General features: G+C 64.0%; 23 protein-coding genes. 7 read left to right on the top strand and 16 right to left on the bottom strand.

The window, feature by feature from the left end; all coding sequences use genetic code 11:
- Positions 1–183: 183 nt before the first annotated feature.
- Positions 184–1,482: an adenylosuccinate synthase gene (locus GD429_RS32635; protein ID WP_152863329.1), complete on the bottom strand. Its 1,299-nt coding sequence runs from the start codon at positions 1,480–1,482 to the stop codon at positions 184–186.
- A gap of 140 nt (positions 1,483–1,622) precedes the next feature.
- On the opposite strand from GD429_RS32635, the gene gcvA reads away from it, so the two are divergent.
- Entirely contained in the window at positions 1,623–2,528 is a 906-nt protein-coding gene (gcvA, locus tag GD429_RS32630) for a transcriptional regulator GcvA (RefSeq protein WP_152863327.1), read from the top strand.
- Positions 2,529–2,707: 179 nt separating this feature from the next.
- Here the strand turns inward: gcvA and GD429_RS32625 are convergent, their stop codons facing one another.
- Positions 2,708–3,019 (bottom strand): DUF4148 domain-containing protein, encoded by a 312-nt coding sequence (locus GD429_RS32625; protein WP_152863364.1) that lies wholly within the window; start codon positions 3,017–3,019, stop codon positions 2,708–2,710.
- Between the two features lie 356 nt (positions 3,020–3,375).
- Here GD429_RS32625 and GD429_RS32620 point away from each other — a divergent pair, with 356 nt between their 5' ends.
- Entirely contained in the window at positions 3,376–3,609 is a 234-nt protein-coding gene (locus GD429_RS32620) for a hypothetical protein (RefSeq protein WP_152863325.1), read from the top strand.
- A 177-nt stretch (positions 3,610–3,786) separates the two neighbouring features.
- Here the strand turns inward: GD429_RS32620 and GD429_RS32615 are convergent, their stop codons facing one another.
- Entirely contained in the window at positions 3,787–4,371 is a 585-nt protein-coding gene (locus GD429_RS32615; RefSeq protein WP_152863323.1) for a hypothetical protein, read from the bottom strand.
- 1,192 nt (positions 4,372–5,563) lie between these two features.
- On the opposite strand from GD429_RS32615, the gene GD429_RS32610 reads away from it, so the two are divergent.
- Positions 5,564–6,880, top strand: coding sequence for a replication initiation protein (locus GD429_RS32610; protein ID WP_072440344.1), 1,317 nt, complete (start codon positions 5,564–5,566; stop codon positions 6,878–6,880).
- A 93-nt stretch (positions 6,881–6,973) separates the two neighbouring features.
- On the opposite strand, the gene GD429_RS32605 is transcribed toward GD429_RS32610, so the two are convergent.
- The 3 genes from GD429_RS32605 to GD429_RS32595 all read right to left on the bottom strand — a co-directional run bounded on the left by GD429_RS32605 (position 6,974) and on the right by GD429_RS32595 (position 11,840).
- On the bottom strand, positions 6,974–8,008 hold the full coding sequence (locus tag GD429_RS32605; protein ID WP_152863321.1) for a ParB/RepB/Spo0J family partition protein: 1,035 nt from the start codon (positions 8,006–8,008) through the stop codon (positions 6,974–6,976).
- Complete coding sequence (locus GD429_RS32600; protein ID WP_006759638.1) at positions 8,001–8,696, bottom strand: ParA family protein; 696 nt, start codon at positions 8,694–8,696, stop codon at positions 8,001–8,003. Before GD429_RS32600 ends, GD429_RS32605 begins: the two co-directional genes overlap by 8 nt.
- Before the next feature lie 2,016 nt (positions 8,697–10,712).
- Positions 10,713–11,840, bottom strand: a complete 1,128-nt coding sequence (locus GD429_RS32595) for an MBL fold metallo-hydrolase (RefSeq protein ID WP_152863319.1) — start codon at positions 11,838–11,840, stop codon at positions 10,713–10,715.
- Positions 11,841–11,922: 82 nt separating this feature from the next.
- Between GD429_RS32595 and GD429_RS32590 the strand changes: the two genes are divergently transcribed.
- Positions 11,923–12,576, top strand: a complete 654-nt coding sequence (locus GD429_RS32590) for a TetR/AcrR family transcriptional regulator (protein ID WP_152863318.1) — start codon at positions 11,923–11,925, stop codon at positions 12,574–12,576.
- 209 nt (positions 12,577–12,785) lie between these two features.
- Positions 12,786–13,277 (top strand): flavodoxin family protein, encoded by a 492-nt coding sequence (locus tag GD429_RS32585; RefSeq protein ID WP_152863316.1) that lies wholly within the window; start codon positions 12,786–12,788, stop codon positions 13,275–13,277.
- Between the two features lie 98 nt (positions 13,278–13,375).
- Here GD429_RS32585 and GD429_RS32580 read toward each other — a convergent pair whose 3' ends face one another.
- The gene (locus GD429_RS32580; protein ID WP_152863314.1) at positions 13,376–13,960 is read right to left on the bottom strand and encodes a DUF2889 domain-containing protein; all 585 of its coding nucleotides are present in this window, start codon (positions 13,958–13,960) and stop codon (positions 13,376–13,378) included.
- Positions 13,961–14,716: 756 nt separating this feature from the next.
- Between GD429_RS32580 and GD429_RS32575 the strand changes: the two genes are divergently transcribed.
- Positions 14,717–15,415 (top strand): ProQ/FinO family protein, encoded by a 699-nt coding sequence (locus GD429_RS32575; RefSeq protein WP_152863362.1) that lies wholly within the window; start codon positions 14,717–14,719, stop codon positions 15,413–15,415.
- A 179-nt stretch (positions 15,416–15,594) separates the two neighbouring features.
- On the opposite strand, the gene GD429_RS32570 is transcribed toward GD429_RS32575, so the two are convergent.
- The gene (locus GD429_RS32570) at positions 15,595–15,897 is read right to left on the bottom strand and encodes a hypothetical protein (RefSeq protein WP_152863312.1); all 303 of its coding nucleotides are present in this window, start codon (positions 15,895–15,897) and stop codon (positions 15,595–15,597) included.
- 13 nt (positions 15,898–15,910) lie between these two features.
- Between GD429_RS32570 and GD429_RS32565 the strand changes: the two genes are divergently transcribed.
- The gene (locus GD429_RS32565) at positions 15,911–16,972 is read left to right on the top strand and encodes a DMT family transporter (RefSeq protein ID WP_152863310.1); all 1,062 of its coding nucleotides are present in this window, start codon (positions 15,911–15,913) and stop codon (positions 16,970–16,972) included.
- A 133-nt stretch (positions 16,973–17,105) separates the two neighbouring features.
- Here GD429_RS32565 and GD429_RS32560 read toward each other — a convergent pair whose 3' ends face one another.
- The 8 genes from GD429_RS32560 to GD429_RS32525 all read right to left on the bottom strand — a co-directional run bounded on the left by GD429_RS32560 (position 17,106) and on the right by GD429_RS32525 (position 24,167).
- The gene (locus GD429_RS32560; protein WP_152863308.1) at positions 17,106–17,471 is read right to left on the bottom strand and encodes a bleomycin resistance protein; all 366 of its coding nucleotides are present in this window, start codon (positions 17,469–17,471) and stop codon (positions 17,106–17,108) included.
- Positions 17,472–17,530: 59 nt separating this feature from the next.
- Positions 17,531–18,133 carry a nitrogen fixation protein NifQ gene (locus GD429_RS32555; RefSeq protein ID WP_152863306.1) on the bottom strand — a complete coding sequence of 201 codons (603 nt, stop codon included), beginning with the start codon at positions 18,131–18,133 and terminating at the stop codon, positions 17,531–17,533.
- A gap of 87 nt (positions 18,134–18,220) precedes the next feature.
- On the bottom strand, positions 18,221–18,646 hold the full coding sequence (locus tag GD429_RS32550) for a TOBE domain-containing protein (protein ID WP_152863304.1): 426 nt from the start codon (positions 18,644–18,646) through the stop codon (positions 18,221–18,223).
- Between the two features lie 190 nt (positions 18,647–18,836).
- Positions 18,837–20,336 carry an efflux transporter outer membrane subunit gene (locus GD429_RS32545; protein ID WP_152863302.1) on the bottom strand — a complete coding sequence of 500 codons (1,500 nt, stop codon included), beginning with the start codon at positions 20,334–20,336 and terminating at the stop codon, positions 18,837–18,839.
- Positions 20,333–21,328 (bottom strand): HlyD family secretion protein, encoded by a 996-nt coding sequence (locus GD429_RS32540; RefSeq protein ID WP_321575052.1) that lies wholly within the window; start codon positions 21,326–21,328, stop codon positions 20,333–20,335. The genes GD429_RS32545 and GD429_RS32540 overlap by 4 nt, the downstream gene beginning before the upstream one ends.
- A gap of 1 nt (position 21,329) precedes the next feature.
- On the bottom strand, positions 21,330–21,542 hold the full coding sequence (locus GD429_RS32535; RefSeq protein WP_011350409.1) for a DUF1656 domain-containing protein: 213 nt from the start codon (positions 21,540–21,542) through the stop codon (positions 21,330–21,332).
- A gap of 34 nt (positions 21,543–21,576) precedes the next feature.
- Entirely contained in the window at positions 21,577–23,700 is a 2,124-nt protein-coding gene (locus GD429_RS32530) for an FUSC family protein (RefSeq protein ID WP_152863300.1), read from the bottom strand.
- The gene (locus GD429_RS32525; RefSeq protein WP_152863298.1) at positions 23,697–24,167 is read right to left on the bottom strand and encodes a MarR family winged helix-turn-helix transcriptional regulator; all 471 of its coding nucleotides are present in this window, start codon (positions 24,165–24,167) and stop codon (positions 23,697–23,699) included. The genes GD429_RS32530 and GD429_RS32525 overlap by 4 nt, the downstream gene beginning before the upstream one ends.
- Positions 24,168–24,372: the final 205 nt, after the last annotated feature.

Below are 24,372 nucleotides of genomic sequence, written 5' to 3'. Positions count from 1 at the left end.
GTGTCCAGTTCGCCGTATGCGGCGTGATCCGGACGCCGAATCGTATCGCCGAGCCGACCTTCGCGCCGCGTCCGGGCCGGGCGTGTGAGCGATTGAACGGGCCGGCACGCGACAGGCATCGGGTCGGCAAAAACTACCCGGCGACCACGATGCCGATCCGCGATTTACGCCGTGGGGGGCACGTTACGCGGCGGCTGCCGCATCGAACGGGTTACGCAACACGATCGTGTCGTCGCGCTCCGCCCCGGTCGTGATCATCGATACCGACGCGCCCGCAACCGCTTCGATGCGCGCAATGAAATCCCGTGCGGCGCGCGGCAGCGCCGCACGCTCGCGCACGCCCTTCACGGTGCCACGCCAGCCGTCGAACCGTTCGTAGACCGGCTTCGCGCGCGACTGCGCATCGAGGCTCGCGGGCAGATGGTCGACCCGTGCGCCGTCGAGTTCGTAGCCGACGCACAGCTCGATCGACTCGAAGCCATCGAGCACGTCGAGCTTGGTGAGCGCCAGCGAATCGATGCCAGAGATCCTGACCGCCTGGCGCAACTGTGCTGCATCGAGCCATCCGCAGCGTCGCGGCCGGCCGGTGTTGACGCCGAATTCCTGTCCGCGCGCACGCAGCGTTTCGCCGGTTGCGTCGGTCAGCTCGGTGAGGAACGGGCCGCCGCCGACACGCGTCGCATACGCCTTGGTCACGCCCAGCACGTGGCCGAGCTTCGACGCGCCGAGGCCCGTGCCGGCCGCCGCCGCCGATGCGACGGTGCCCGACGACGTCACGAACGGATACGTGCCCCAGTCGATGTCCAGCATCACGGCCTGCGAACCCTCGAACAGGATGCGCTCGCCGCGATCGGTCGCGTCGTTGAGATCGGCCCAGACGGGACGCACGAACGGCAGGATCTTCGGCGCGATGTCGACGAGCGTCGCCAGCATCGCGTCGCGCGAACATTCGTCGAGCCCCAGGCCACGGAACCACGCGTTGTGGTGCTCGACGAGCACGTCGAGCTTGTCGGCAAGCCGGCCGGGTTCCGCGAGATCGCCGACGCGCAGCCCGCGGCGCCCGACCTTGTCCTCGTAGGCCGGCCCGATCCCGCGCAGCGTGGTGCCGATCGGTTCGCGGCGCAGGCACTCCTGCGCCTGGTCGATCGCGCGGTGAATCGGCAGCACCAGCGTCGCGTTCTCGGCGATCGACAGGTTGTCCGGCGTCACCGACAGCCCGAGCTCGGCCATCCGCGCGATTTCCGCGAGCAGCGCTTCCGGATCGAGCGCCACGCCGTTGCCGATCACGCCGCGCTTGCCGCGCACGATGCCGCTCGGCAGCAGCGCAAGCTTGTACGTCTTGCCGCCGACGACCAGCGTATGACCCGCGTTGTGGCCGCCGTTGTAGCGTGCGACGAGGTCGGCCTGAGCCGCCAGCCAGTCCACGACGCGCCCCTTGCCTTCGTCGCCCCATTGGGCACCCACGACCACCACGTTCGGCATGCTCCGCACTCCATGTGAGAAATTCAGACACTCGTTCGGCCGAGCCGGCCGTTTGTGTGCCATATTGGCGGAGCTGGATCGCCCGATCAAACGATTAAACCTGAACCATCGCGTGAGTAAATTTCACGCGAAACGACACAATGGCTCGACGTCTCCCACCGTTGAATTCGCTGCGCGCGTTCGAAGCAGCCGCGCGACTCGGCAGCTTCACGCTTGCCGCCGACGAGCTGTGCGTGACGCACGGTGCGATCAGCCGGCATGTGCAGCAACTGGAGGGGTGGCTCGGACGGCCGCTATTCGAACGCCACAACCGGCGGGTCGAACTGACCGACGCCGGCCGCGCGTATCTCGCCGAGGTCGGTGCATCGTTCGACCGGATCGCGCTCGCCACCGCGCAGCACTTCGGCCACGCGCAGCAGCGCGTGCTGCGCGTCAGCGCGCCCGCGACGTTTTCGTTGCGCTGGCTCGTGCCGAAGCTGTCGTCGTTCCAGGTTGCCCATCCGACGATCGAGGTGCGGCTGTCGACGTCGAACGAGCCGATCGAGAAACTGCGCGACAAGGTCGACCTGATCGTTCGAGGCGGCCCGCAGGCCATCGACGGTTACGTCGCGGAGGAATTCCTGTCCGAAGTCCGATTGCCGGTGTGTGCGCCGAAGCTGCTGGAGGGCCGGCCGTTGCATACGCCCGCCGATCTCGCCGGCTTCACGCTGCTGCATGCGGCGACCTATCCCGGCATGTGGCCAGAATGGCTCGCGGCGGCCGGGCATCCGAATCTCGTGCCGCGACACTCGCTCACGCTCGAGCATTTCTACCTGACGCTGCAAGGCGCACTCGACGGGCTCGGCGTCGCGATGGGGCCGATCGCGCTCGTCGCGGACGACATCGCCGAAGGCCGGCTCGTGCAGCCGTTCGGCGAACCGGCGCTGCCGCCGTGGCGCTACTTCACGTACGTGGCGTTGGCGCGCGCGGACGACGATGCGGTGCGTGCATTCAAGGACTGGCTGAAGGTGACGGGGAGCGCAGCCGCATCGGGCGCGCGGCACTGACCGTATCGACCTGCCGGTCATGCCCGCCATTAAATGCAGGATCCCGAATCAAATGGCACAAATGCGCGGATCGGGTTTGCGCTCGTTCATGAGCGGCATTCTGCTTTTGACGTGCATCGCGTGATCGCAATGCACGCGGCAAGCCACGGATCGAACCGCGGCTTGCCGCCGAACGGCGCTTACTGGCTTGCGCCGGCGGCCTTCTTCTCCGCGTTCTGCAGGTTCTGCGGATAGTTCGGGTCGTTAGCCGCCGGCTTGTAACCGGCGTCTTCGAGCTTCTTCAGCTCGGCGGTGTTTTTCGCGCGCGCAGCCTTGCGCTCCGCTTTGTGTTGAGCCCTGGCCGCCTTGCGTGCCTGGCTCTTCGCCGCCTTGGCGTCCTGTGCAGCAGGCGCGCTGGCGGCTTCGGTCTGGGCAAATGCAGGAACTGCCGAGCCGAACAGGAACGCGGCTGCGGTAGCAGCCAGCGTGAGTTTTCTGATCTGGATTCGCATCGCTGAACTCTCTTTTCTGATGATTATCACGGGTTGAAAGACCATCGAGATACCGCCCCTGTCCTGATCGGTCGTCATGTCGCGATCGGGACCTGTGCATCATAACCGCGTCGTGAAAAATGTGGCGCCAACGTGCAAACGGAGTTGGGGATACACGTATGGGAGAACACGTGCACGTCCCTCTACCGTCGCGCGGAGCAAGCAAGGACGCTATATCGCGTTTCGGCGCGCATGAAGATGCGTGTGGTCGACACAGTGGATACCTCGGACGTACAGCACGCTTCGGTGAACAGGATCGGTCATGCGGGGGTGACATTCGTGCCGTCGTGTCTTGCCCGCATGCCGACGGCTGTTTCATGGGTGGTGTCAGCGACACGCTGATGCTAGACGTGATCTTCATCACACGAAGCGCGATCACCGCAGCCGTTGTCGATCTGTGCGCAACGTTGTCGCTCGATGCGGCTCGAGCGACGGTTTCTCCCATAAACGACCACGATTCGGCTCGTCCGGTGAACAGTTGCGGAACCGGTCGCTGCACCGTGACGTGCATGGTTACCTTGGCCGGTGAAGCGCATCGTCTTCTGGTGTGAATGACGAATTGGGCAGACGCTGGGCGTAGGGTGAAGACGTCGGCTGGAACCACCTCACGAATGCACGGAGGGAGCCGCACACACGTTGCGCGTAGCGTTGATGCCGCGGCAACGCTTGTCAGTCCGCCCGACTCTGCTCGGGAGCACTTCAGGCAACACGCGCGCGCCACAGATTTTTCATTCGATGATTTTGGCCATCGAGTATCTCGTGCCGATGCCACGGCTGCACAGCTTCCATACACCTGTTGCGTGCCTCATCGGTGAGCTTTTACGGGATCCGGGGATTTTGACGGTGAGAATGTTCGGGATCGTTGTCCGAATTCGATTGCGGTGAGCTTCTTTGACGGTCGCATCTTCACGTTGGCTTGCAACTTTCACGAGATCGGCCCGGGAACCGGCGACTTGTGCAGATCGTAGGAGCGAGGCGACTTTTGCTTCCGCGGGGCTGTACTGGCCTCTCGTTGCGCTCCAGGGGCACAGCATTGCTCTTCGGTCGACCAAAGGTAGAAAGTCGCGGGGTCTCGGGGTGGCAAAGCAAGCGCCGCTCATTTCCCATGGGCACAGGTCACAGGTTAAATATGACGAGAAGCGTCGATAGCCGATCGGCAAAAAACTTGTCAACAGACCGGGAAGCATGAGTACAAAAAACCATTCGCGTGCCGTCCAGGATGATTTCGAACTGCAGCGGACAAAACTGACGATGCCCCTGCGTTCGGTTGCCGATCCGATTTGCCTGCCGATCACAGGAGCGCGGGTCGTCACGACCCGGGCTTTTCGGTCCCATAGACGGGAACCTGAACACGGAAATCGGTGATATCTGCCCGATTTCCTCCCATAGGTTTCTACTTTTAGTGTTTGTGAGTAGGCGCTCACCTCTCCTGGAAGCCTTGTCGGGCCTGGAACCTTGATGGAACGAGGCGCGAGGCTACTGCACCGCAGGCCTGGATCGAAGGATCCCGGTGCCTGGTGGACCACGGACGGATCCCATGGGTAGCGGTTTATGGGGCTTGTCTTTCTGTGGCAGCACACGTGTGTTTACATCTTTGGTAAACCACGTTTACTTCTTTAACTACTTTTAGACGGCTCACAGCCTTATTCCACAAGGGTTTGACCGGTGTTCGGTACCCATTTATGGGAGCACAGGTGGAAGGGTCTGGGGTTTCAGGTCTGTGGATTTGGGGTTTTGGGTACCGCGCTGTGGGGAAACGGGGCTGTGGATATGGGGCGTGCGTACCCTGTTATGGGAAATCAGCCCGGAAACGAGTTGGGTAGTCGTCTATGGGAACGCTGGCAGGTAGCCTTTTATGGGGCGTTTTTTTTGATCCGTAAATACTTGCTTGCACAGGGTTTTTCTTCGGGTAGCCGTTTATGGTGTCGCTCGATGGTACCCGTTTATGGGTGATCTATCGGGTCGATCGATCGTGTTTCACCGAGGCCCCGCTGCTGGCTGCTCCCATAGACAGGATCGATGCCGCGGACAGGTAACCTTTTATGGGGAAACCAATTGGTTGCCGCTTATGGGAGCGATTTCTCCCTTCGGGGCCGTAAGTAACGCAATCGTCCATGTCGAAGGCTGTCGACAGGTAGCCTTCCATGGGAGTCGATGAAGGTAGCAAGTTATGGGAGCAAAACGGCCGCGTGCTGCGAGGCACCACGAATCCGGTCGTCGATCGAGATTCCGCTTGTTTGCCCCCATGGATGGGTACCTTCCCTGGGGCAAATCTCGTGCCGGGTTTCTATATCCGAACACGTAAGGTAGCTTTTTTTGGGAGGTTTTTTGGCCAAAAGGTAGATGGATATGGGGCTCCACGCAGATTGCTTCATCATGAATTTCCCTTTTTTATCTGAAGCTTAGCTGTGATATTGCAAGTAATGCAGGAGCAAGGACGTTGCCCCGCGGCGTGAAAAGGTATAAAGTCTGCTCTCAACAAGGTCACCTTATCCGGACATCACGATGCCGCGCAAGCCCGCAAGCAAAGGCTCAGACAAACAGGTTTCACTGTTTCAGACACCGGAGCCTCCCGACTTGCTGCGCAAGGCGGTCCAGGCGATTCATATCGCGCCCAAGTCGGGAAAGATCGGTCTGCAGCAGCGCAAGATGTTCAGCTCGCTGATCAAGAACGCGCTTCGGCAGGAGGCGTTCGAGCCGGGCCGGACGAGCTTCTCGATCTCGATCGCCTCGCTTTCGCACGAGAGTGGGTTGAACAGCAACAACACGAAGTACGTGAAGGACACGGTCAACTCGCTGATCAGTACCGTCGTCAACTGGGACTACCTGGCCGCGGACCGCTCGACGGTCTGGAAAGCGTCGGGCCTGCTCGCGGGCGCGGAGCTCGAGCAATCGGTGCTGAAGTACAGCTTCTCCGACCAGATTCGCAGCGAGCTGCTCAATCCGGAAATCTACGCGCTGATCGACATGCGGATCGCCCGCGAATTCCGGCGCTCGCACTCGCTCGCGCTGTGGGAAAACACCGTGCGCTACGAAGGGATCGGCATCACCGCGAAGATTCCGCTGCCGAAATTCCGTGACCTCATTCTTGGCCAGGACAAGGCGTCGCAGTCGTACAAGGAATACAAGCTGTTCAAGAGCAAGGTCCTGGTGCCGTGCATTCAGGAGGTGAACGAAGTATCTGATCACACGCTCGAGCTGATCGAACACAAGTCCGGCCGCAGCGTGGAAGCCGTTCAGTTCAAGGTGACGCGCAAGCAGAGTGCCGATACGGTCGAAGACGGCGACGTCAAGAACGAAGCGCTGGTCGAGGAGGTCGCGAAGTTCGGCATTCCGCGTTCGGAAGCCCGCCGGCTGATCACGCAATATGGCGTGCAGCGCATCAAGGCGGCGATTGCCTATACGCTCAATCGGACTACGAAGAAGAACGCGGCGCCGGTCGACAACGTGGCCGCGTACTTCCGCAAGGCGCTGACGCACGGCTACACGCTGGCCGACGGGCAGGGAACCGAAGCAGCCGCACCGGCGAAGGAATCCGCGCAGAGCAAGCAGGAGCAGATTCGCGACAAATATCTGGCGGCGAAGGTCGAGGAAGCCGGCGCGTATTTCCGCGAGCTGGAGATCGACGACCAGACCAAGCTGATCGATCGCTACAACGAGACGGTGGCGGGCTCGAAGGATCTCACGCTGTCGCCGAAGAAGAAGGCGAGCAAGCTTGCGCAGACCAGCTTCTTCCGATGGCTGGCGTTGGATACCTGGGGCGAACCGACCTCGGACGACCTGCTGGAATTCCTGCTCAAAAGCAGTCTCGCAAGCAACTGAACTAGGCCTCGCAACCGGGGGAGCGTCGTGCGCCGGACTTTATCGTCCGGATTCGCGGCGCAACGCGGATGCGAGGCCTTTTGCTTGGGCGCGTTACTTTTGCGTGACGGCCGCCAGCTCGGCGACGTAGGCATCGATGACGGTCTTGAGCTTGTCGGCGAGCGCTTCCTGGTGGGACGTGTCGACGCCCTTGAGCTGCAGGTCCAGACGCCCGTCCGGGTAGGTCTTCAACTGGCCGATCGCTCGCGATTCGAGCGCGAAGTCGTGACGAACGCTGTAGCGCGTGCGTCCCGCTTTCTTGTTGTCGTCGCTCTGCGCACGCAGGAAATTCTCGAGATCGCGGACCGATTTCTTCCGGTCGATCACGGCCGTGAGCAGCCGGTCGGCCGTCGGTTCGCCCAGGCGCTCGAAGATCAGCTTCAGGAAGTACGCTGCCTGCAGGCCGACCACGTCGTTCGCGCTGGCCATCCGCTCCAGCAGCGTGTTGGGCAGTGCGTTGAGCGACAGCGTCTTGCTGATCGATGCCTTGTCCTTGCCGATCTTCTCCGCCAGCGTGTTCTGGTCCGGAAAGACCTTCTCGTCGAGGAGACGCTTCCATGCGACCGCATCGTCGAAGATCGTCTGGCGTTCGTGATCGTGGTTCGCCCGATACGCGATCGTATAGAGCTGCTCGGGCGTGTGGTCCGTGCGGAACGTGGCGTTGATGGTTTCATCGCCGTTGATGCTCGTCGCGCGCAGCCGGCGTTGCCCGTCGATCACGACGAGCTTGCCGGGAAACTCCGGGAGCCGCGTGACCTTGATCGGCTCGATCTGCCCTTCCCGTTTCAACGTCAGTGCGAGCTCGTGCAGGCTCGACTCCGAATAGAACACGCGCGGGTTGAACGGGTTCGGGATGCAGTCCTTGACCAGCACCTTCTGCGGCGCGCCAAGATCCGGCGTGCCGGCGGGTGCAGCCGCGGCCGGGGTCACGGCTGCGGGCGCCGCGTCGACGACGACGTTCGGCGCAGCCGGCGGCTCGGGCAAGCGGGTTTCCAGTGCGGCGTTTTCCTGCGCGAGCCCGCGCAACAGGCCGGCCGCGAGATGCAGGTTGCCGGTCGGCTTCTTGTCTTTCGATGTGTCCTTAGCCATGGGCGGCTCCGGTAGCGCGCGTCGACGCGATGTATTGGGCCATTTCCGTGACCAGCCTTTCGATTTCCGCGCGGGCTTCCTTCAGCCCCTTCAGGTATCGATTGTGATGATGGATCGTGGTGCCGAGTGCGAACGTCTGACGGTAGACCTCGCGTTGCGCGATCTGGCTGTCGAGCAAATGCTCCCCAATTTCTTCAGCCCTTAGAATTTTTAAAATTTCTTCACGCATTTTAGTTTTTCCATTAACACTATTCAGCATTAATGCGGAAGAAAGATTCGGGTTACGAACGGCTCGCATCGACTCGATCATGCGAATCATCGCGACGGTGCTGTACAGGTCCGCCGGCGATGGTGACAGCGGCACGAGGCAGAAGTCTGCGACTTCGAGCACGGACGCGATGCGCGGATCTTCGAGGTTGCCCGGACAGTCGACGACGATCACGTCGAAGTTCGCGTCCTGCTTCTTGATCTCACCGCCGATGCCGCGACCGGCGGGGGCCAGCGACAGGACCGTCATCGGCAATGTGTTCTCGCCGCTCGTCACCCATCGGACGGAAGTGCCTTGAGGGTCGGCATCGATCAGCGCGACCTTGTTGCCGCCCGCCTCGAACGCAGCCGCGATATTGACGGAGATGGTTGTCTTTCCAGTACCACCTTTTTGATTACTGACGGCGATCTTGAAAGCCATTAAATTCCTCCAAGGAGTTTTGCGTAATATATTCAGTTGTTATCAAAATGTCCAGAAAAGTGTTCGATGTGGCGCATGTCTTGGAGATTTTTGTGGTTGTCACGTGACAAGTAGGTCGAACGGCTAGTGAGTCATTTTTGGTTAGTGATCGAGTAAAAATAAAGTTGTCGACAACAAGCGTGAGAAATGTACAAATGCCTGAAGGAAATTCGACTGTCTTTGGTGTCGATGATGATGCTCGATCGTAGAGACTGGGGGGACGGCAATGCCCTTGGTTCTAACAGAATCCGCTGCGAATCTGATTGGGCTGGTTCATGGATGTCGCCGAAGTGCGTAGTTGTCACGTGACAAGCCGCCAGGAAATGGTCACGGGCGGTGTTATTCGCCGACAGGAAGATCTCGATTCGATCGAGATGTGCGTTTCGGTTGCCCCTATCGGCACGTGACGGGCAAGCTTGTGGCTGGGCCGGGCGCTTGCCGGTGGGGTGAGTTGTCACGTGACAAGCGACTTAGGATGTAACGCAACGACGTTGCTAATTTCTCGAAACGGTCTTGATCGGTCGAATCAGGATGCACTAAGCGGATCAAGGCGGAGTGAATTTATAGGTGGTGTCTGTCGATACACTCAGTTGGGATATGTGCTATCCGAGAAGTTGTCACGTGACAACAAAGGCAGCCCGAGCATCATAGAAAACGGCAGGACGACCGTCGCAGTCGTCAGAGACAAATGTCTTCGTCGATGATTGAGGCGGCATTCGTCTTGGCTGTCGGGGCCGATAGCGGTGATGTTCCGGCATTCTCGTAGTGGCTGCATGCCCTGATCGTTTGGTGAGCCACACTCAAGCGCAGGCGATTATTGGCGAGTTCGATATGTCCCCATTTAATGGGGCGATCCTCGCCGTCTTGATGCGTGCATAGTCCGGCAGGGAAGGGGAGCGAGGTTCGCCATATCTTCCAGAGCTACAACCGGCGCGATGCGGTATCACTTAGCAGCCATGACGACGGACGGCACAGGAATGAAGGCAAATCCGTACGCCAAAGGCCGCCTGCCGGTTCAAACAAGTCGAATCGTGAAACATTCGCAAAAAAATGGGGTGCTGCCGGAAATCATTGTCCAGCAATGGCTTGCGCCATATTCTTCATGTTGTTTCACGCAAAACACAGGCGATCCTCTCTGGAATTGGGGGCGCATGAATTTTCCATGCGCTACTGACACGGCGAGGAGTGAGGAAGTGAATTTCGTCTTATTTGATACGTAATTGGTGGTTTTTAATACATGTCGTGCCGAGCGCTGCCGTAGACAACATCCAGTGAGTGTCGGTCCGCTGCGTGACGATCACCCGTCGAGTCATTGATCTGATGTCCAGTGCCAACATTCAACGCGAGTTGTCACGTGACAACGCTTTTCACCGACCGTGAGATACACAGGGTTGTGGGATTTTGGGAGCCGACCGACAGCTCATCTGCCGTTGCAAATCGGTTGAACAGCCAGGTCGGATCTATTCTTCTGCGGGCTCACGTCGGTGAGCTGGTGGAAGTAATGATGGAAGATCGAGCCGCTTATCTAAACTTGCGTGCGAACCGATCAACTCGTAACGACCTGTCGAGCAGAAGGCGGTTGAAGTGGTCGATATAAGGTCAGCGCCTTCGAATTACCCGATTCTTGCCCTGAACGACGAGGCCAAAGCCGTGGGCGATCATGCTGCCTATCGGCTGGGTAGGCGCTTTCCTTTGATGGAAACGCAGATTCGAAAGGGCATCAGCTAGGCATTCAACGGTTTCGGACGAATTGGCAGATGCGACCCACCACGATTTACCGAAGCCCGCTGTCGCGGTTGGTCGAGCAGAGCCCCGTATTGTTGAATGAAGATATCAGGCGGGCGTCGCGTGCATCGTTCCCGATTCAGGTGATCGGATCTGCAGACAAGCCGCCAACGTACAGGTGCCCCGAAAGCGCCATGGCCGGAAACGCGGTACCGCCGCGCTTCCGAACGAAAAACGTAACGACAGGCGAATCTATTTCGTCGCTTGTGACGCGCAAAACTGCCACCGACGCAGTTTTGTTGTTGCAGGCGCCTTCGCGTGCTCGTCTACCGTGCGCCACCACCGCTCGCCGCGATGCGGCTCGTCGAGATCGAGGCGCTCGCCCATCCTGGGAGTCGACAGCTCGATGCCGCGCACGATCGACAGCGCCGTTACGCGCTCGAACGGCTCGTGCCAGCGATGCATCGCGAGATCGAACGTACCGTTGTGGATCGGGATCAGCCAACGTCCGCGCAAGTCGATGTGCGCCTGAACGGTTTCTTCCGGCTGCATATGCACGTACGGCCATTGTGCATCGTAAGCACCCGTTTCGATCAGCGTCACGTCAAACGGCCCGAGGCGCTCGCCGATCGTCCGGAAACCGTCGAAGTAGCCCGTGTCGCCGCTGAAAAATACACGCAGATCGTCGTCGACGATGACCCACGACGCCCACAGCGTGCTGTTGCCGTCGAACAGGCTGCGTCCGGAGAAGTGCTGTGCGGGTGTTGCGGTCAGCGTCAGGCCGGCCACGTCGACGCTCTGCCACCAGTCGAGCTGACGGATCTTCTTCGCGTCGATGCCCCATTCGATCAGGCGGTCGCCGACGCCCAGCGTTGTCACGAACACGTCGGTGGTGGCAGCGAGCGCGAGCACCGTGTCGCGGTCCAGGTGATCGTAGTGATCGTGCGACAGGATCACGCCGCGCAGCGGCGGAAGATCTTCAAGCGCTATCGGCGGCGCATGGAAGCGCTTGGGGCCAACACTCCGAAACGGCGATGCGCGCTCGGCAAACACGGGATCGGTCAGCCAGAATTCGCCGCGCAGCTTGAGCAGCAGCGTCGAATGGCCGAGCCGGTACAGGCTGCGATCGGGCGCAGCGTCAAGCCGTGCGCGGGTCAGCAAATCGACAGGTAGCGCGCCAGCCGGCACGGTATTGCGCGGCTTGTTGAACAGCATCGTCCAGGCGATCCCGAGCGTCTTGCCGAGACCTTCGACGGGACGCGGCGCGACATTGCTGAAGCGCTCGCCATTGTGCTGCGGCGAACCGCCGGACAGCGCGCGGCCGCGCCTGGCGGCTGCAAAACCCAGAATGCGGTGAATCAAAACGAGAGGCGATGCCATGTCGGTTCGTCCGGAGAAAAAGTGCACTGAACAGTGTAGTTTATTTTTGGGATAAGTAAACTGACCGGTGTAAAATTTCCATATGGATACCAGCACCCTCCCTCAACGCCTGACCGATCGAAAGCGTGCGGCCATCATCGACGCGGCTATCGAGGAATTTCTCGCAGCAGGCTACGATGCAACCAGCATGGATCGCATCGCTGCGCGCGCGGACGTGTCGAAGCGCACGGTCTACAACCACTTTCCCGGCAAGGAAACGTTGTTCGCTGCGATCTTGCACCAGCTGTGGGATGCGACCCAAACCGGTAACTCACCGACTTATCGCGCCGACTTGCCGCTGCGCGAGCAACTGCTCGTCTTGCTGGACCGCAAATTGCGCCTGCTGAACGACGATGCATTTCTCGCACTCGCGCGTGTCGCGATCGGCGCGGCCATCCATTCGCCGGAGCGTGCGCGCGACATGGTCGAACGCCTCGGCGAGCGCGAGGAAGACCTGACGGTCTGGGTGCGTGCGGCAGCGGCGGCCGGCCGCCTGTCGGTCACCGATCCGGTATTCGCCGCGCATCAGTTGCATGGTGTCGTGAAGGCATTCGCATTCTGGCCGCAGGTGACGATGGGCCAGCCGCCGCTCACGGCACCCGAGCAACAGAAAGTCGCGGAATCCGCTGCCGACATGTTTCTCGCGTACTACGCGCGTCCGGACGACGGCGACGCATCACGCGTCGCGCCGGACTGAGCGCGCATCAGGAAGATCGTGCGCGAATCGAATTCGATGCCACGAGCATGATCGATGCGCGCACAGCGTCGCCGAACCGCCGAACCGCCCGATCCGCCCGATCCGCAAAAGCGAACGCAGAACCGCCCCCCAAACGTGATGACTGTCCATCAGGCGGAAACCGGCGGCGATACCCCGACCCACCTGAAGCCTGACGCGAGCGACTACGAATGAAGACGCTGTTGATCGTCTATCACACGATGACCGGAGGCACGAAACAGATGGCCGAAGCGGCGGCCGACGCGGCGCGCGAGCAACCCGGCGTCGACGTCAGGCTGCAGCGCGCGGACGCGACGAGCGCAGACGACGTGCTGGCTGCCGACGCATACCTGTTTGCGACGCCCGAGAATCTCGCGTCGATGTCCGGGCTGATGAAGGACTTCTTCGATCGCTGCTATTACGCGGCGCTCGATCGCGTGAACGGCCGTCCGTACGCGGCAATGATTTGCGCGGGAAGCGACGGACAGAACGCGCTGCGCCAGATCGACCGGATCGCGACCGGATGGCGATTGAAGAACGTGGCGCCCGGCCTGATCGTCTGTACTCACGCGCAGACGCCTGAGCGCATCCTCGCGCCGAAGACGATCGACGCCGATGATCGTGCGCGCTGTGCCGAACTCGGTGCGGGTCTTGCCGCGGGACTCGCGCTGGGCGTTTTCTGATTTTCGGAGTGGCAGCAGCGGCCCGGTCCGTGCAGACAACGCACGCATCCATGTGCGTTACCGATCCTGCAGACGCCGACCGGCCGAATGCCGGGACCCTAGCTGCCTTTTGCCGCCGGCACAGGCCGGTGGTATTCGGGCCAAAGACGTTTCACGAGATCACGCGATGCACCATACGCATGGCAACTGTCGATCTTGAGCGGCTTGCCTTCGCTGTCGCGGGCGTCGAGCGACGACCGCCGCACACCGACCATCGTCTGATAGGCCGTGGTTGCGACCGGGCCGAGCAATTCCTTCAAGTGCGTACACGTATCGCAGGACGGCAGACGCTTGCGAATCTCGCTGTTCCAGCCGGCACCGATGCTCAGTCCGACGAGCGCCTGCAGCGAGTCGCCACCGCCCGGACACTGTGCATACGGATGCGACCGGATGAACGTGGATACGGCGCGGACAACCATGTCGGCGTCGAAGACCAGCGTCACGCCGAGGTCGTGGATCGGCGACAGCGCAGCGACCGTCCGCGTGCCGCCCGGTGGCGTGAAATCGCGGGTCTTGCGGTCCGCAAGGCAGGCCGTCACTTCGAACAGGCCGTCGCTGCGCCGATAGCCGCGCATGTCGATCTGCCGATGGTGAATCTCCTCGCGCGTGATGCCGTCGTGCGTGATGTCGTGTGGGGGAACCATGTATCCGCTCCGCTTCGTACAACGGGTTCTTTCAGCAGGCAAGAGGGTTGTCGCCGGCCGACCGGGGGCGCCGCGAGACGGGCCGAGGTACGCTGCCGACGACGTTGATCAGGCAATACTACGCATTTTCCGGCATCTTCGTACGCCAAGCGATCGATGCGGACGCAACGAGTTGTGTACGGGGCCGGTGCAATCGATGAGCGTACCGGGATGTCACGACAGGCTGTGCCGATCCATCGCCATGTGCGTCGCGTCGCTGTGATCGCGGATTCGCATGCAACCGACGGCGCCGTCCACAGTTCGGAGTCGTCGCCGTGTCAGCGGCGTGCTCGCGCAGCACGATCGGTTTCGGCTCCGCAAGGCGCAACACCACGCGTCGGGCGTCGATCAGCGGCCGCCGCCGGGCCGACCGTGCCACACGAGACTGGCCCGATTTCCGATGGAGGCCGTGAACGACGTGACTTCCGGAAACGTATCCATATAATGCGCAACACGGCCGCGCGGACGCATTTTCCGCTCCCTGGATCGGGCAAATGCAGACCGGTGAGTCAGCCGGCTGTCGCGCGTACCGGTATACTTCCCTCCTGCCTTGTCCGGCATCGTGGCCGGGTGCCTGAAAACAGAGTGGCGTGCGCGATGCGGTCCCGTAGTGTTCCGCATCGGCGGCAGACGGGTCGCACGCGTGGCGGCGAAGCTTGTTGCGCCGCGCGGAATGGCCGCACGAACCACACCTTATATTCCTGGTGGATTGAATTTATGGGTTTTGAACAACTTGCCGAACTGCGGGCGCAGCTCGCAGCGAAGGCCAAGCAGGAGCGCAACGCGAAGCGGCCGGCAGCGCCGACGGACGCCGGCGCAAAGCCGAAGTCCGGCGACCAGCCGGCCCGCGGGGCCAAACCGGGTGCCGGCGCCAAAGCGCAGCACCGTGCGAAGCCCGCTTCGGCGAAGCCGTCGGCGCCGGTCGATCCGGTCATCGTTGCGATCGGCAAACTGCAGCGGAAGTTTCCGCGCGCGTTCCCGAAGAATCCGGCCCCCAAAGTGCCGCTCAAGGTCGGCATCTGGGACGACCTCGCACGCGAGGCTCAGGCCGTCGGCCTCAACGAAGCCGAACTGCGCGAAGCGATGTCGACGTGGTGCCGCGGCAACCGCTACTGGTCGTGCCTTGTCGAAGATGCGGTGCGGGTCGATCTGCAGGGCAACGAAGCAGGGCGCGTGACGCATGACGACGCCGCGCGAGCACGTCGGCTGAAGGCGCGGCGCCCCGGCAAGGGTGCGGCGCAATCGGCCAAGGGCGCGCAGCAGCCGCCGAAGGCCGAGCAGCAGGCCGAGGCCGCCGCAGCAGCGCCGGAAACGGCGAACGCGGAAGCGCAGACCGACGCCGCGCCGCAGGTCGAGCAGCAGGTCGAGCAGCAGGTCGAGCAGCAGGTCGAGCAGCAAACGACCGGAAACGAGTAACACGCACTGCGCCGCCGTCGACTGCACGGCGCACCCGCATGCACGCCGCCTGCGGCGAATCACACGACAGACTGACCTGCCTCGAGAGGGGCAGGTCAGAACTGCTTCCACCGGCGGTTGACCTGCCGGTACTCCCCTTCGAGGTCAGACCGATAACGCAACCGGACGAAGAAGTCCCGTCAATCGGCGCTGCATGCACGATGCTTCGGCTCTGAAGTTTGCGCATGGATAGTACGCATGCTTGCTTGCAACGACGCTTCAATAAAATAATTCGGTTTCCTAAGATAGCGATATCGGAATCGTCGATCGACATGCGAACGACGCCGCTCGGCCTTCGTGACATGATGACGCGCGATAATCCCGGCTGGATCGTGAAACCACAGCAGGTTGTTCAGCGCGCCGCGGCTTGCATTTCGAAAGGTGCGGGAGGCTTGCTCCGAGACGACCGACCCGAAGCCGCGACCACCGTTTTTCAACGTCAATTAAACCCGGATCATGAACCCGAGACATTCCGCGATTCTCATCGCGCTCACCGCGGCCGCGCTGTTCGGCGCCGCGACTCCGCTCGCCAAGGCGCTGATCGGCGCAATGTCGCCGTTCATGGTCGCGGGCCTGTTCTATCTCGGCAGCGGCGTCGGGCTCGGCATCGGGATTCTGCTGCGCCGGCTGCACAACCTTCGCGCACCGGCCGCGGCAGCCGCGCCGCTGCAGCGCGCCGACCTGCCGTGGCTGGCTGGCGCGATCGCGGCCGGCGGCGTGGCCGGTCCGGCGTTGCTGATGCTCGGGCTGTCGAGCACCCCGGCGGCGGCGAGCGCGCTGCTGCTCAATCTCGAAGGCGTGTTGACGGCCGTCATCGCATGGGTCGTGTTTCGCGAAAACGTGGATACGCAGGTGTTCCTCGGGATGGTCGCGATCGTCGCGGGCGGCACGCTGCTGTCGTGGACGCCGGGTGGTGCCGGCGTGCCGGTCGGCGCGCTGCTGATCGTCGGCGCATGCCTGTGCTGGGCGATCGACAACAACCTGACCCGCAAGGTCGCCGCGAACGACGCGATGGTCATCGCGTGTATGAAAGGGCTGATCGCCGGGCCCGTGAATATCGGCATCGCGCTGGCGACCGGCGCGACGCTGCCTGCCGTTCCGGTTACGGCCGCAGCGATGCTGACGGGGCTCGGCGGCTACGGGATCAGCCTCGTGCTGTTCGTCGTCGCGCTGCGTCATCTCGGCAGCGCGCGTACGGGCGCGTATTTTTCAATCGCGCCGCTGTTCGGCGTGGTGCTGTCGCTGCTGATCTGGCCCGCGCTGCCGCCCGCGACGTTCTGGATCGCCGCCGCGCTGATGGCGCTCGGCATCTGGCTGCACGTGCGCGAACGGCACGAACATACGCATGCGCACGAGCGGCTCGAGCACACGCACCGGCATCGACACGACGAACATCACCAGCATACGCACGACTTTCCGTACGACGGCAACGAACCGCACACGCATCCGCATGTGCATCTGCCGATCACGCATAGTCACGCACATTTCCCGGACATTCATCACCGGCATCGGCATTGACTGCGTCGTGAACGGTGGACGGCCGGGCCACACGCGATGCGGATCGCAAGGTAACCGTTTATGGGGCGTGCGTCGCATCGCGCGCCCGTGCATTTCCATCGCCGCTCGATCGCGGCAGCGACAGGGGGCGAGCCTAGCCTTCCGTCTGGATCAACCGGATCAGCGAACCGTCCGGATCGATCAGCGCGCCGACCGTCCCGCCCCACGCTTCGCGTGTCGGCCGGTGCGCATGCGGCCAGCCGGTCGCTTGCTCCGGAATGCCGGCGGCGAGCACATCGTCGAAGAATGCGCCGACATCCGCGAGCCGGAAGCAGCAACTGAACCAGCTCGTGGCCGGATCGAGTTCGGGATGCGGAAAGAATTCCGGCAACAGGTCGCCGCGTTTGAGGATCATCCAGCCGTCGTCGCGCCAGGTTTCGATGAACCCCAGTTTTTCGTAGAAGCGGGACGTGGTTTCGAAATCGTGCGACGGCAGGTTGGGGCTCGCAATGTCGGTCAAGGCGGTTTCTCCGGTTGGCGATGCGATGAAATGCGCGGGCAGCGCAGCCGCCGCGGTGGCTATCCCGCGTGAGGAAAGCAGAAGCCGAAATCTTCGCAGCCCGGGCATCCGGGTGCGGGCCCTGGCGGCATGCCGAGCGATGCCGCCACTTCCTGTGCGAGGAATTTTTTCCAGCGCAGGTGAGCGACGTTGCGTGCGGCGAGCGCGGGGAAATAGCGATCGAGCATCGCGGATACCGCGTCGCGTCCGTCGAGCCCGAGGTCGCGCCACAGATGGTCGGGGCGCAGGCACGCATGCGCGATGATCGACGCGAGGCAGTCGGCGTCGTCGCGGGCGGCGGCGGGATTCGCGTCGTCCATCAACCGCACGCGCAGCGTCGCGACGAATGTCGCGTGGGCGGATGGCAGCAGCACCATCGCAACGGTCGACACGAGTGCGGCGGCATCGGCGGAAGGCAGGCTCGGAAACCGGCGGGCAAGCAGGCCAACCCACTGCGCATGAGACAGGCCGAGCAGCGCGAGTTCGTTGCGGCACGCGCGCGCCGCAACGAGGGCGCCGAACAGGCGTGCGTCGGGAGTGTCGGCGTTGGCCGCCGCGAGCAGCAGCGACTGCCGCGCCCGTTCATGCGAGGACGGTTCCGCGCGATCGAATGCGGCGGTCATCGTGCGCACCCGCGTGACAGCAGGCTGACACGACCCGCGCGAATGCGCGGCGCAAACCGGATCGCGATCGCGGCGCTCGTCACGCGATCACTCGACGCCGACGATCACGCTCGACGCCTTGAAGATCGCGGATGCGGCCGTGCCGCTCGCGAGGCCGAGACGATCGACGCTGTCGTTGGTGACGATAGCGACGATCTCGGCGCCGCTCGCGGCCTGGATCACGACTTCCGAATTGACCGCGCCCTTCGCGACCGACGATACGGTGCCCGCGACGCAGTTGCGGGCCGACACCTTGCTGCTGTCGACGTCGACCATCACGATGACCGACGATGCCTTGACGAGCGCGAACGCTTTAGAGCCGGCCGCGAGGCCCAGCGAAGCCGCGCTGCCGTGGGTGATCACGGCGACGATGTCGAGGCCATCCTGCGTGCGGAGCGTGATTTCGTCGTTGACGGCACCGGGCTTGACGGCGCTGACCCGGCCGGCGAAATGGTTGCGGGCGCTGGTTCGCATGATGACTCTCCGAATGGATGCCGCTGCCGGATCGGCAGCGGAAGATGAATGGAAGTGCATCGGCCAGTTTACCGTCAACGCGGGCGTCCGTCGTTCTCCGGATGCTATGGCGCGAATCAGTAAAACCCGCCGGCACAGCGTGTTTCGCCAGGTTCGCGTTACGTATCGTAAGGTGATCGCGCTGCGGCGCTTATTCGCTGGCTGCGGGCGCCGCGGCGGCACGCGTGGTGGCGGGGCGGGCATCCTGTGCAGTTGCTGCGCCATCGGGTTCCCACCCGCCACCAAGCGCGAGAAAGAGCCGCACCTGATCGGCCGCGACTTGTCCCTCAGCGGCCGCGACCTGCGCCTGCACGCTCGTCAGCGTGCGCGTCGCGTCGAGGTCGGAGATGAACGACTCGCGGCCGGCCGCATAGAGACGATGGGTTTCGTCGGCGGATTTGCGCGCCGATTCGTAGGCCGTGCGCAGTGCATCGGTGCGCTGCACGTCGGCGGCATAGGTCGCGAGGCTCGACTGCGTTTCGCGCAGCGCATTCAGAACGACACCGTCGAAGTGCGCGAGCGCGCCGCCCGTCGCAGCCTCGGCTTCACGCACACGCGCACGCTGGCCGTTGACGGGGAACGACCAACTGATCAGCGGTCCGAACGACCAGCGATTGGTCGTGGACGAAAACAGGTCGGCGGCGAGGCCGACCGAGCCGGCCGATGCGCCGATGCTGATCGACGGGTACAGCGCGGCGGTCGCCACGCCGATTCGCGCGGTTGCGGCGGCGAGCTGCCGCTCGGCTTCGCGAACGTCGGGGCGGCGGCGCAGCAGCGCGGCGCCGTCGCCGATCGGAATCGGCTGGCGCAGCTTCGGCAGGCGTTCGCATTCGGCGACGGCCTTCGGCAGGTCGGCCGGCGAGCGCGCGAGCAGCGCGGCGAGCTGGTATTGCGCGACCTTGCGGCGGCCTTCGAAGCGCGGGATGTCGGCGGCGAGCGTGCGCACCTGCGTCACGCCGCGCGTCACGTCGGTCTGGTTGCCGCGCCCGGCATCGCGCAACCGCTGCGACAGCGCGACGCGCTGCTTCTGCAGTGCGAGCGACTGCTTCGCGATCGCCAGCTCGTCGCCGGCCGAGCACGATTCGACGTACGCGCGCACGACGTCGGCGACGACCGTGATGCGCGCCAGGTCGCCGGCTGCCCTGACGGCCTCGCTGTCCGCGCGCGCGGCTTCGACGCCGCGCCGCAGCTTGCCGAACAGGTCGATCTCGTACGACACGTTGATGCCGACCGCGCCTTCGTTGACGACCGGCAGCTTGTTCTCGAGCAGGTACTGTTCAGCAGATTCCTGTGCGCGTTGCACGGCCGCCTCCGCGCCGCCGGAGAACCCGCCCTGTTCGTTCGCGACTTCCAGCGCCGCGCGCGAGCGCGCGAGGTTGGCCGCGGCGACGCGCAGGTCGGTGTTCGATTTCAGCGCGCCGCGCACGAGCTCGTCGAGCACGGGGTCGTCGTATAGCTGCCACCAGTTGCCGGGCACGGCGTCACGCGACACGAGCGTGCCGTTCGCGTCGTCGAGCGCATGATTCGCGAGCGGTGCATTCACATAGGCCTGCTGCGGCAGCTTGTAATCGGGGCCGACGGACTTGCACGCGCCGAGTGCGAGCGCGAGCGGCGCGAGCGCCGTCGCGAGGCGCAGACCGTGCCGTTTCATTGCGATGCCCCCGCCGAGTTTGCGGCCGCACCGGAAGCCGTCGATACCGGCGTGACTGCCGACGTCGCGCCGGCGGTTGCCGCCGACGCGGCGGCAGCCGGCTTCGCGTTGTCGCGTCGGCGCGTGTCGGCTTCGCGCATCGAAACCGTCGCGGTGCGGCCCGCGATCATCCGGAAGTCGTCGGGCACCTCGTCGAGCAAGACGCGCACCGGCACGCGCTGCGCCAGCCGCACCCAGCTGAATGCCGGGTTCACGTTCGGCAGCAGGTTCGCACCCTGCGTGCGGTCGCGATCCTCGATCGCGGCGACGATGCTCTGCACGTGCCCGCGCAGCGCATGCGGCTCGCCCATCACGACGATGTCGACCGGCTGGCCGATATGAATGCCGCGCAGCTTGGTTTCCTCGAAGTAGCCGTCGACGCGGAACGAATTGCGGTCGACGACCGACAGCACCGCGCGGCCGGCCGGTACGTATTCGCCGACGCGCGGCGCGCGGTCGTTCAGGTAGCCGTCTACGGGACTGACGATCGACGTGCGCTGCAGGTTCAGCTTCGCGGTGTCGAGCGACACCTGCGCATCGGCGACGGCGGCCTCGCCCTGTTCGACGCGCGTGCGGCTTTCCTCGACCTGTTCGCCTGCGACGAGGTTGCCGAGCTGCAGGTTGCGCGCGTATTCGCGCTTCGCCTGGGCGAGCGTCGCGCTGCGCTGCGCGAGCGTCGCTTCGGCGAGCCGCTCCGCGAGCGTGTAGCGGGCCTGGTCGATCACGAACAGCACCTGGCCGCGTTTGACCTCCTGGTTGTCGGCGACCTGCACCGACGTGATGAGGCCCGACACGTCCGGCGCGACCTGGATCACGTCGGCGCGCACGTGCCCGTCGCGCGTCCACGGCGAGAACATGTAGTAGTTGATGATTCGCCACAGCACGAGGCCGGCCACGACGACGACGATCAGGGTGAGCAGGATTTGCCCTGCCGAGAGCCAGGATTTTTTCACGTTAGGTAGCCACGAGATGGTGGGAAACGATCACGACGGCGGCAAACACGAACACGTAGATGCCGAGGTCGAAGATCGAACGGTGCCAGACGAGGCGGTAGAAGCCGACGCGCTCGAGCACCGCGCGCACGACGATGTTGATCAGGTAGGCGATCAGCATCAGCACGAGCGGAGCCGGCACGAATACGCCGAAGATGTCGATTTCGCCGATCATGGTCGCGCTCGGAAAGACAGGTTGGAAAGCCGGATCATGCGCGTGCTCCGTCCGGTGCCTGCGGCGCTTGCGCGGCCGCGGCCGGATACAGCGACAGGCGAAGGCCGACGAGCGCGTGCAGCGTGTCGCGCAGCCGGCGGTGCGTGGCGGGCGTGGCGGGCGCCGTGCCGCCGTCGGCCGGCGCGGTGCCCGGCAGGTTGCGGCCGGCCACGCGATGCAGCGCATCGTCGATCGACGCGAGCAGCGCCGGCGGCGCGGGCTGGCGCGCGTTCGCGGCCGCGCAGCGCGCATAGTGGTCGGTGACGCCGGCGAGCACGCGATCGATCGCGTCGGGCACGTTGCCCGACAGCCGGCGGCGCGAACGGCGCAGGTCGAGCGCGTTCAGCGCGATGCGCAGGTCGCGGAAGCTTTCGATCGACGGGTGGCGGTGGTCGTCGGATGCGCCGAGACGCGGCAGCAGTTGCGTGACGCGATCGAGCATTCGCGATGCGTGGTTGCGCTGGTCGTCGAGCGGCTGTGTCGATGCGGAGCGCACGACGTCTTCCCAGCCCGAGCGCAGCAGGCGCCGCACCGCGAGTTCCGCGCCGAACGGCCGCGTCGCGCGTGTCCACAGGTACGCGAACAACAGCCCGGCAACGCCGGCGAGATTGCTGTTCAGGAACACGAAGAAGTCGGCTTCGTAGGCGCTCTGAATGCTGATGAAGGTGGCCGTATTCACCGCGACGAGCATCGTCACCATGTTGAACTGCGGGCGCGGCAGCAGCGTGCCGATCAGGATGAACGGGCCCGCGAACATCAGCACGAGCATCGCGAAGTCGTGCACGTGCGGCAGCACGACGAACAGGTACAGGCCCGCGAACACGACGCTCGCGGCCGTCGACAGGAAAAACTTGAACACCAGCGGCGCGGGCTCGTCGAGCGCGGCGAAGAAGCTGCACGACACGGCCACGAGCGTGACGGCGGCCGCGCCGTCGTGCCAGCCGGACGAGATCCACAGCCAGCACGCGAACACGATCGCGAGCACGACGGTCAGCGTGGAGAACAGCATCATCCCGCGATCGAAGAAGCGCTCGGTGCCGCCGAGCCGCCAGTGCCGGTAGCGCGGCTGCCAGACGCCCGACTCGTTCGCGATCAGTGCGCGCAGCGAGCGGCAGTCCTGCCAGATGTCGATGACCTGGCGCAGCCGCCACAGCGCATTCGACAGCAGCGCGCCGTCCCAGCTCGTCAGCGCGCTGTCGGCGGGCTGCAGCGCGGCGATGCGCTCGCGTAGATCATCCGCGACCGGATCGTGGGCCATGTCGCCGTCGGTGCCGGATTTCACGGCCGGCAGCGGCGCGTCGAACCACTTCGCGGCGTCGGCCAGCAGCGCGTCGAGCGCGGGCGGGCGTACGTGCAGGTCGCGCATCAGCGCGATCAGCGGATCGGCGAGCGCCGACATCAGCGGCAGGAACAGCTGCATCCGGCCCGCGAGCGCCTGCGCCCGCGCGAGGATGCTCGGATGCGCATGGTCGTAACCCAACTGGCTCAGCAGGAATTCGAGGCCGGTGATCGTCATCGCGAGGCGCTGCCGGCACGCGGACAGCGCCTTGCCGGCGATATGCCCGGACAACGTCTCGCGACCGTAGAACGCGGCGTCCTTGAACCATGCGTCGGTGCGCTCGATCAGCGTCGGCGCGAGCCGGTTCGGGAACACGGCGCTGCCGACCACGCTCGCGCACACGATGCCGAGCACGATTTCCTCGGTGCGCGCGATCGCGACGTCGAATACCGTGGACGGGTCGGTCACGGTCGGCAGCGCGATCAGCGGCATCGTATAACCGGCGAGCATGAACACGTAGCTGCGCGCGGTGCGGTCGGAGATCGCGAGGTAGAGCAGAGTGCCGCACCACGTCGCGACGATGATGCTGAACAGGATCGGCGTTTCGACGAACGGCGGCACGAAGAAGATCGCGGCGGCCGCGCCGAGCGCGGTGCCGAGCGCGCGATACAGCGCCTTCGAGCGCGTCGCGCCGACGAACGGGTTCGACACGATGTAGACGCTCGCCATCGCCCAGTACGGGCGCGGCAGCTGGAAATACAGGCCGAGGTACAGCGCCAGCATCGACGCGGCGAACGTCTTGCCCGAGAACAGCCAGTCGCGAAGGCTCGGATAGGTCATGACGCGGAGTCGGCAGGGGGCGGCGCGGGCTGCGCCGCGTCGGACGCGTTGAATGCGTTCAGTACACGCAGCGTCGTTTCGAGATCGGCGCGCGTGACGCCCTTGAGCACCTGTGCGCGCAGCACGCGCAGGTCTTCCTCCATCTTCGCGGTGACCGCGCGGCCGGCGGCCGTCAGCGAGATCGTTTTCGCGCGGCGGTCATGCGGATCCTCGTCGCGGCGCGCGAGGCCGGCCGCGCACAGCTGGTCGAGCAGGCGCACGAGCGACGGCCCCTCGATGCCGACAATCTCGGCGAGCGTGCCCTGCCGTACGCCTTCGCCGAGGCGGCCGGCGATCAACAGCGGCGTCGCGCAGGCTTCGGACACGTTGTACGCGGTCAGCACGCCGTCGCTGGTGCGGCGCCACTTGCGCGCGGACAGCACCAGCAGGCTGCTGACGGCGAGGCGGAGGTCGTGCAGATTGGTCATGGGCGAGATGATAGGGGCAAAAACATTCGATAGCAAACTATCGTATTTTTGTCACCCGCGTGTCATGTCGCGCGTGGTTCGGCCGGCCCGTTTGAAGCAATTTAGGCGGCGTGTCGGCGATGGTCAAGCTGTAAGGTTGGTGTCCGGGAGGCGTGCGCGGCAGGTGCGGCGACTATATTGAATAGTCGGACGAGATCCGTCGGGC

The organism is Burkholderia sp. BE17, assembly GCF_009362305.1.
In the GTDB taxonomy this organism is placed as follows: domain Bacteria; phylum Pseudomonadota; class Gammaproteobacteria; order Burkholderiales; family Burkholderiaceae; genus Burkholderia; species Burkholderia pyrrocinia_C.
Note: the sequence above shows the minus strand (reverse complement) of the source record. Positions and strands in the feature narration are given on the sequence as shown.